Below are 6,778 nucleotides of genomic sequence, written 5' to 3'. Positions count from 1 at the left end.
TCTAATTCTGCTGTCAGATCATCTAATAATACCACAGTTTCCTTATTACAGGCATGTAGCATTGCAATCTGTGACAGTTTTAAAGCCATCATTAGCAGCTTTTTCTGACCGCGTGAAAGCACCACATCCGCATCTCCCATCGCTGTTTTTAAACGTAAATCTGCACGATGCGGTCCATACTCGGTATAACGGCGATCGACATCTTTCTGGTGATGCACAGTCAAGTCATGCAGCAGGCCCTGTTCGGTATGAAAGCCAGGACTATATTCCAATTCAACCGCAAGATTGGGCAACAACTGCTGCAAATCCTGCTCAAAATAAACCTTCCACTGTTCAACAATAGCGCTACGCTGCGAATTCAGCATTTCACCATATTCCGCCAGCATTTTGTTCCACGGCTCTAAATCATTCAGACTGAGATTTCTTTGTGATTTCAGCAAACTGTTGCGTTGCTTTAAGGCACGAGCATAATACTGCCAAGCATGATAAAAATCTGGTTCCACGTGGAACATCAACCAGTCAAGAAGTTGTCGGCGCGGCTTGGCACCATAATCGATGATGTCAGTGCTTTGTGGATCAATATGCTGTAAAGGCAAGATTTTGGCCAGCTGTCCTTGGGTCGCAATATGATCACCATTGACCTTAATCAGCTGCTCACCCGATAACAGCTTTTGCATACCGATTTTTTCTGTTGCCGATTGCGCAAACACAATCGCATCGCCTGTTTCATTCTGGATATAGTTTTTAGGAATATGGGTGCGAAAAGAACGTCCGGTCGCCAGCAAATGAATGGCCTCTAAAATCGAGGTTTTACCTGAGCCATTTTGCCCATAAAAGACATTAAACGGCTGCAACTCCTGGAGTGCAACCGCCTTTAAGTTTCGAACACGTTCTATATTTAGACGCGTAATATGCATAGTTTGATCTGATTCAATATCGGCAAATTAAACACGCATTGGCATCACAACATAGGTTTGATCCTGTTGCGCTGGATCATGTACCAATACTGATTGATTCGCTTCCGTCATGGTCATGGACACATCTTCACCATCCAAAGCACCCAATACATCTAACAGGTATTGTGCATTGAATGACATTTCCATTGGTGCATCTGCATATTGAATGGCCAGATCTTCAATCGCTTCATCCTGCTCCGGGTTATTGGCACGAAGCTGTAAAGAATCGGCACCAAAATTCAGGAATACGCCACGTAATTTTTCATTACTGAGAATCGCTACACGCTGTAATGATTGCTTGAATACGTCATGTGCGATCAAGACATTTTTATCGCCACCACGCGGAATCACCCGACGGTAATCCGGGAATTTTCCATCAATTAACTTGGTGGTAAAACGAACGGTAATATTGCCCTGTTCCTTATCACGGCTCGGGGTGCTAATAGTCACATTTAATAGTTCACGGCCAATCAATAAAGACAATTGCTCATCTTCAATGCTAAGCAAACGCTGTAATTCTGCTACGGCTTTACGTGGCACAATCGCTTGAATGGCTTGAGTAGTATTTGAAGTTGCCGCCGTTTCACACAGTGCCAAACGGTGACCATCAGTCGTTACAGCACGCAGCTGATTTTGATCAATTTCAAGTAAAGTACCAGTCAAATAAAAACGTACATCCTGCACGGCCATAGCAAACGCGGTTTTTTCAAATAAACGTTTTAACTCGCGCTGAGTCACGGTCACCTGGGTGCCTTGAGCATTTTCAGTACTTAACAGCGGATAATCTTCAGCAGGCAAAGTCCCCAACACAAAACGGCTATTTCCTGATTTTAAAATGCAACGATCTTCAGTGATTTGCAGGTCAATCAAGGCAGCAGCAGGCAAAGACTTGCAGATGTCCATCAGTTTACGTGCCGGTACAGTGGTTTCACCTGCTTGCAGACACGCCCCTTCAGCCAATGTTGTACTGGCCACCAATTCCACTTCCAGATCGGAACCGGTAATGGTTAAGGATTCATGATTCACTTGAATTTTTACGTTAGACAGAATGTTTAAAGTATGGCGACGTTCAACCGCTCCTACGACATGTGACAGAACATTAAGTAAGCTTTCTTTCGCGATTTTCAAACGCACGGTACATTCCTCTAACAACTGAAGATTAAAATAAATAAATGTGTTTTTAGCACTGTACTATGCGGCAGAATATGCCGCATTGCAAGAATAGAATTTGATCAAAATGGATCAGCTTTGCAACAGCCGTTGCAAGTTTTTATAGTCTTCATTAAAGATCGGATCTTCCTCACGCAGGCTGATCACTTTTTCACAGGCATGCATGACAGTACTGTGATCGCGCCCACCAAAAGCCATACCAATTTCTGGAAAACTATCTCCAGTCAGTTCACGTGCCAAGCCCATCGCAAGCTGACGTGGACGGGCATAAATACGGGTACGTTTCGGACCGACAATTTCTTTTAAAGGAATACGGAAATACTCACTCACCACACGCTGGATATTTTCAGTACTGATGGTACGCGCACGAATAGCCAGCACGTCTTTTAAGGATTCACGTACCACCTCCAGATCGATCGGCGTACCTTTAAAACGGGAAATCGCCACGACTTTGTTGAGTGCACCTTCCAGTTCACGGACATTGGCCACCACTTGCTGGGCAATAAACAAGGCACAGTTACGTGGTAACTCCACCCCACTGCTTTCCGCTTTTTTCAGCAAAATTTCAATCCGGGTTTCAATATCCGGTGGCTCCACTCCAACCGATAATCCCCATGAAAAACGTGAAACCAGACGTGCATCTAGTTCGGTGAGTTCTTTCGGATAACGGTCGGAAGTTAAAATAATCTGTTTCGACTCATCCAATAAGGCGTTAAAGGTATAAAAGAACTCGACCAGACTGGCTTCTTTACCTGCCAGCAAATGAATATCATCCACCAGCAACAGATCGAGCGAGCGGCAATTCTTTTTAAACTCTTCCACTTTGCCTTGCTGTAAAGAGCTGACAAAATCCTGGACAAAACTTTCCGCAGTCATATACATCACCCGTGCATTGGGCTTAGCTTGCAATAAAGCATTACCAACCGCTTGCATAAGGTGGGTTTTACCCAAACCGGTAGGACCATATAAAAATAACGGATTATGCTGTGAAGCCCCCAATTGGGTTAATACCTTACGACAGGTTTCCGCTGCCATCTGGTTCGAACGGCCTTCAACAAACAGGGAAAAAGTAAATAAGGGATTGAGTAAACGTTTACGGCTGTTTTTATTGCCTGTTTCATCTTTTTCTTTTTTAGCTTTGGAAACAGCAGCAGGAGCCGACTGTAATGCCGCTGTAGTCGTTGCCGGTTGTTCATTGGCAGATAAAATCGCGCCTGGGCGTGAATCTACCAGAATTTCAACTTTACGTACCCGACCCTCAGACATCTGTTCAGCCAAAATGGTGATCAGTTCCAGATGGTGTTCCTGAATATAACGGGTCCAATAAGGATTAGGCGCATACAGTCTTAAAGTATCGTTCAGCTCTTCAGCAACGAGAGGGCGAATCCACATTGTAAAGACATTTCCCGAAAGCTCTTGTCGCAAACGAGTTAGACAGTCTGTCCAAAGCATGTGAAACCCCTATTCATTCCATTGTTAGTAAAAAAATCATGCGAGCCCGACCAAGCGGGTCGCCATTCTATCGAAGTTATCCACATCTGTCATGGCAAAATTAAGGAAATATCACTCAAAAAGTAATTTTCCGATTAAATTTAAATTTAAATTGCGGTGTGGATAAGTTTATCCGCAAGCTGTGGATAAAATATACCACAAAGTTATCCACAATTTAATAAAATCATAAAAACATAGATATCCACAATACAAGTTTATGTTTATAAAAATAAAATATAGCTTTTCCACAGAAAAACGGCTCCCTAATAGTAATAAATTTAAATTTATAAATTTGAATTTATTTATAAGAGCGGTTGTTGATGGGGATAACTTTCAATATTTTTAAATTTAAATTCAAAAGTGAAGAAAATCATCTTATCAACATTGAGCTGTGGATAACGTTGTTAATATTTCTGTTTATAACTTATGTTATATTATTAATCAACAACTTATATTGTGTGTAAAATTAAAACAGTTTTGAGTGGAATATAAAATCTCAGATTCTTAGTTTTTTTAAAAAAATGCCTTATTTTGAAAGAAAGTTTGTTTTTGATTGACAGCTCACCGAATGAACACTAAAATCGCGAACCTTCATAGAAGATCATTTTTGGAGTTTCAATATGAAACGTACATTCCAACCATCAGAATTAAAGCGTAAGCGTGTTCATGGTTTCCGTGCTCGTATGGCTACTAAAGCTGGTCGTCAAGTATTAGCTCGTCGTCGTGCAAAAGGTCGTCATAGCTTAACTGTTTAATTAGTTAAGTTATTGCGATTTTGGGTGTTATGACACTTTATGGCTTCAGCACAGAGGTACGTATACGCTGTGCTGCCGATTATAAAAGTGTGTTTGATGGTGCGCTTTTTAAAGTGCATCAACCCCATTTCTTATTTCTTGCAAAAAATTCCGAACAGCCGAACAGCCGTTTGGGTATTGTTGTTGCTAAGAAGAAAGTGCGTCGTGCACATGAAAGAAATAGAGTAAAACGTCTTGCGCGCGAAAGTTTTCGCCTGCATCAGCAGCAATTAGATTTATTAGATATTGTGGTCATGCCTAAAGTCGGCATTGAAGCAATCCCTAATGCAGAATTGCAACAGCAATTACAATTTGCTTGGCAGAAATTGCAACGCCTTGCCAATAAGCATAAAAAGATAGCTCCCTCCCCACAAAAGTAGAGATGGCCAATGGTACGTTTACTGCATTGGTTGATTCGATTCTATCAGATCGCGATTAGTCCTTTATTGGGACCCCGCTGTCGTTATATTCCAACATGTTCTCAATATTCTTTAGAAGCAGTCCATTCGCATGGTGCTGTGCGTGGTGCGTGGTTAGCTACCAAACGTATTTGTCGTTGTCATCCTTGGGGTGGCTCGGGTTATGATCCTGTTCCGTCAAAAGCAATTCGTTTTATTTCATTTCAGCAAATAGATTCTCAAATGCTTCACGTTGTTGTACCCTTTCGTGATCGTTTATTGAACCGAAATCACTCTAACTACTTGGGATAATAGATATGCAACAATGGGCCAGGTTTGCAATTCTAGGGGCCATGTTTGTCGTCGCATATTTGCTTATTTTGGCTTGGCAAAAAGATTATGGTCATGCAGAAACTAAAGCGCAGCAAGAAACTGCCGTTGTTTCACATGAAGTATCTGCAGATTTGCCAAATGCTCAAACCGCGACTACTGCGTCTGACATGCCTCAAGCGAATATTGCGACTCAGCAAACTACAACAGATGCCACTGCACCTGTAAGTCAACAGCTTATTTCAGTACAAACTGACCTTTATCATCTTTGGATTAATCCTAAAGGTGGTGACATTGTTCGTATTGAATTATTGAACCATGATAAAGATAAAGACAGTGATGCGCCGTTTGTGATGCTGGAAAGCGATGTAAAACGTACTTATGTTGCTCAGTCTGGCTTGATTGGTTTGAATGGACCAGACAGTAACCGTAATGGTCGTCCGGTATATGAAACTGAAAAAGCCTCTTATACCTTGGCGGATGCCAAAGCAGAAACAACCAAAGATGGTCAGGCGGAAAAAGTTTTATCGGTGCCGATGGTTTATAAAACTGCCGATGGCGTTGAGATCATCAAGACTTTCACCTTCAAACAAGGTGAATATCCGATTATTGTGAACCACAAAGTGGTGAACCGTAGTGGCCAGAACTGGCAAGGTCAGATGTTTGGTCAAATCAAGCGGGATAACTCGGATGATCCAGGTAAATCTTCCCAAGGTATTTTCACTTTAGGAACCTTCTTAGGTGGTGCTTGGGGTACGCCTGACGAACATTATAACAAGCTGAAATTTGACAACTTCAATGAAGAAAAATTGAATGTCGAAGCCAAAGGTGGCTGGGTTGCTGTCGTGCAGCATTATTTTGTCAGTGCCTGGATTCCAGGTGACCTGAAACTGACTCAAGCCAATGGTCAGCCTTATACTGCAAAACTGGAATCTCGCCAATCAACCGATAACATGAACATTATTGGTTTCACTTCACCGACCATGAATGTGCCAGCCGGTACGACTGCGGAGGTGGATGCGACGTTCTATTCAGGTCCTAAAGTACAGTCTGAATTGAAAGACCTGGCTGTGGGCTTGAATCAAACTGTGGATTACGGCTGGTTATGGCCAATTGCCAAATTATTGTTCTTGGGCCTTCAGTTCTTCCATAACATTGTCGGTAACTGGGGCTGGTCAATTATCCTGTTGACGGTACTAGTAAAACTGATTCTTTGGCCATTATCGTCTAAGAGCTACCGTTCTATGGCGAAAATGCGTGTGATTGCACCAGAAATGCAGCGCATGAAAGAAGAGTTTGGCGAAGACCGTATGCGTTTCTCACAAGAAATGATGGCACTGTATAAGCGTGAACAAGTGAACCCACTTTCTGGTTGCTTGCCATTGCTGTTACAAATGCCGATTTTCTTGGCGTTATACTGGGTATTGATGGAGTCTGTAGAACTTCGTCATGCGCCTTGGTTGGCTTGGATTCAAGATTTGTCTGCCATGGATCCGTGGTTTATCCTGCCGTTATTGATGGGTGCAACCATGTTTATCCAGCAGTCTTTAAATCCGCAACCGGCTGATCCGATGCAGGCGAAAGTCTTTAAGATCATGCCGATTATCTTCACCGTATTTATGTTGTTCTTCCCTGCGGG

Annotated in this window: 7 protein-coding genes; 4 read left to right on the top strand and 3 right to left on the bottom strand. The window is 42.4% G+C overall.

What is annotated here, in order from left to right:
* From recF to dnaA, 3 genes are all read right to left on the bottom strand, one after another.
* Positions 1-917, bottom strand: a 917-nt coding sequence (recF, locus tag B2Y23_RS12930; protein WP_291371243.1) for a DNA replication/repair protein RecF, incomplete at its 3' end; no start/stop codon positions are given.
* Between the two features lie 27 nt (positions 918-944).
* A complete protein-coding gene (dnaN, locus tag B2Y23_RS12925; protein ID WP_291357406.1) occupies positions 945-2,090 on the bottom strand; it encodes a DNA polymerase III subunit beta in 1,146 nt (381 codons plus the stop codon).
* 108 nt (positions 2,091-2,198) lie between these two features.
* Complete coding sequence (dnaA, locus tag B2Y23_RS12920) at positions 2,199-3,578, bottom strand: chromosomal replication initiator protein DnaA (protein ID WP_291357408.1); 1,380 nt, start codon at positions 3,576-3,578, stop codon at positions 2,199-2,201.
* A gap of 659 nt (positions 3,579-4,237) precedes the next feature.
* Between dnaA and rpmH the strand changes: the two genes are divergently transcribed.
* From rpmH to yidC, 4 genes are all read left to right on the top strand, one after another.
* A complete protein-coding gene (gene rpmH, locus B2Y23_RS12915) occupies positions 4,238-4,372 on the top strand; it encodes a 50S ribosomal protein L34 (protein WP_000831329.1) in 135 nt (44 codons plus the stop codon).
* Positions 4,373-4,401: 29 nt separating this feature from the next.
* Positions 4,402-4,791: a ribonuclease P protein component gene (gene rnpA / locus B2Y23_RS12910; RefSeq protein WP_291371241.1), complete on the top strand. Its 390-nt coding sequence runs from the start codon at positions 4,402-4,404 to the stop codon at positions 4,789-4,791.
* A 9-nt stretch (positions 4,792-4,800) separates the two neighbouring features.
* Positions 4,801-5,121 (top strand): membrane protein insertion efficiency factor YidD, encoded by a 321-nt coding sequence (gene yidD / locus B2Y23_RS12905; protein ID WP_291371239.1) that lies wholly within the window; start codon positions 4,801-4,803, stop codon positions 5,119-5,121.
* A gap of 5 nt (positions 5,122-5,126) precedes the next feature.
* The coding region (gene yidC, locus B2Y23_RS12900; RefSeq protein ID WP_291371237.1) for a membrane protein insertase YidC at positions 5,127-6,778 on the top strand (1,652 nt) is incomplete at its 3' end.

Source organism: Acinetobacter sp. UBA5934 (assembly GCF_002430855.1).
In the GTDB taxonomy this organism is placed as follows: Bacteria; Pseudomonadota; Gammaproteobacteria; order Pseudomonadales; family Moraxellaceae; genus Acinetobacter.
This window is presented reverse-complemented; position numbering and strand designations above follow the sequence as displayed.

Bases quoted from the DNA above. Each gene is read 5' to 3' on its own strand.
- yidD (WP_291371239.1), top strand. From the start codon at position 4,801: ATGGTACGTTTACTGCATTGGTTGATTCGATTCTATCAGATCGCGATT.
- rnpA (WP_291371241.1), top strand. From the start codon at position 4,402: ATGACACTTTATGGCTTCAGCACAGAGGTACGTATACGCTGTGCTGCC.
- dnaA (WP_291357408.1), bottom strand. From the start codon at position 3,578: ATGCTTTGGACAGACTGTCTAACTCGTTTGCGACAAGAGCTTTCGGGA.
- rpmH (WP_000831329.1), top strand. From the start codon at position 4,238: ATGAAACGTACATTCCAACCATCAGAATTAAAGCGTAAGCGTGTTCAT.